Origin of the sequence: Aeromonas sp. ASNIH8 (assembly GCF_002919855.1) — a bacterium.
Lineage (GTDB): Bacteria > Pseudomonadota > Gammaproteobacteria > Enterobacterales > Aeromonadaceae > Aeromonas > Aeromonas caviae.
In genome coordinates this window covers 1-1,533 of the sequence record NZ_PQLN01000211.1, presented here as the reverse complement: position 1 = coordinate 1,533, position 1,533 = coordinate 1, and the positions used below count along the sequence as shown (strand labels likewise).

The 1,533-nt window shown below is 55.6% G+C and carries 1 protein-coding gene; it reads right to left on the bottom strand.

Annotated features, from left to right (window positions below; all coding sequences use genetic code 11):
* Positions 1 to 11: 11 nt before the first annotated feature.
* Positions 12 to 1,442: an IS4-like element IS50R family transposase gene (locus C3418_RS23480; RefSeq protein WP_103859375.1), complete on the bottom strand. Its 1,431-nt coding sequence runs from the start codon at positions 1,440 to 1,442 to the stop codon at positions 12 to 14.
* Positions 1,443 to 1,533 lie beyond the last annotated feature (91 nt).

Here is a 1,533-nt window from a genome sequence, read left to right as displayed (position 1 = left end):
CTGTCTCTTGATCAGATCTTGATCCCCTGTGCCATCAAATCCTTGGCGGCAAGAAAGCCATCCAGTTTACTTTGCAGGGCTTCCCAGCCTTCCCAGAGGGCGCCCCAGCTGGCAATTCCGGTTCGCTTGCTGTCCATAAAGCCCCCCAGTCTGGCTATCGCCATGTAGGCCCACTGCAAGCTCCCGGCGCGCTCTTTGCGCTTGCGTTTTCCCTTGTCCAGATAGCCCAGTAGCTGACATTCATCCGGGGTCAGCACCGTTTCTGCGGACTGGCTTTCTACGTGCTCCGCTTCTTTTAGCAGCCCTTGTGCCCTGAGCGCTTGCGGCAGGGTGAAGCTTTCTCTGAGCTGTAACAGCCTGACTGCAACAAACGAGAGGATCGAGACCATGCGCTCCAGATTATCCGGCTCCTCCATGCGTTGCCTCTCGGCTCCTGCTCCGGTTTTCCATGCCTTATGGAACTCCTCGATCCGCCAGCGATGGGTATAAATGTCGATGACGCGCAAGGCTTGGGCTAGCGACTCGACCGGTTCGCTGGTCAGCAACAACCATTTCAACGGGGTCTCACCCTTGGGCGGGTTAATCTCCTCGGCCAGCACCGCGTTGAGCGTGATATTCCCCTGTTTTAGCGTGATGCGCCCACTGCGCAGGCTCAAGCTCGCCTTGCGGGCTGGTCGATTTTTACGTTTACCGCGTTTATCCACCACGCCCTTTTGCGGAATACTGATCTGATAGCCACCCAACTCCGGTTGGTTCTTCAGATGGTCGTACAGATACAACCCAGACTCTACGTCCTTGCGTGGGTGCTTGGAGCGCACCACGAAGCGCTCGTTATGCGCCAGTTTGTCCTGCAGATAAGCATGGATATCGGCTTCGCGGTCACAGACCGCAATCACGTTGCTCATCATGCTGCCCATGCGTAACCGGCTAGTTGCGGCCGCAGCCAGCCATTTGCCACTCTCCTTTTCATCCGCATCGGCAGGGTCATCCGGGCGCATCCACCACTCCTGATGCAGTAATCCTACGGTGCGGAATGTGGTGGCCTCGAGCAAGAGCACGGAGTGAACCCACCATCCGCGGGATTTATCCTGAATAGAGCCCAGCTTCCCAAGCTCTTCGGCGACCTGGTGGCGATAACTCAAAGAGGTGGTGTCCTCAATGGCCAGCAGTTCGGGAAACTTCTGAGCCAACTTGACCGTTTGCATCGCGCCAGCCTTTCTGATCGCCTCGGCAGAAACGTTGGGATTGCGGATAAATCGGTAAGCGCCTTCCTGCATGGCTTCACTGCCCTCGGATGAGATGGTTATTGATTTTCCAGAATATTTTGCCAATTGAGCGGCGACGTTAACCAGACGGGTGGTACGGCGAGGATCACCCAGCGCCGCCGAAGAGAAAACAGATTTGGCCCAGTCAGCCGTACGATGAAGAGCAGAAGTTATCATGATCGTTACTATGTTGGGAGTCACATAGAAGATCAGATCCTGGAAAACGGGAAAGGTTCCGTTCAGGACGCTACTTGTGTATAAGAGTCAG

Bases quoted from the DNA above. Each gene is read 5' to 3' on its own strand.
- C3418_RS23480 (WP_103859375.1), bottom strand. From the start codon at position 1,442: ATGATAACTTCTGCTCTTCATCGTACGGCTGACTGGGCCAAATCTGTT.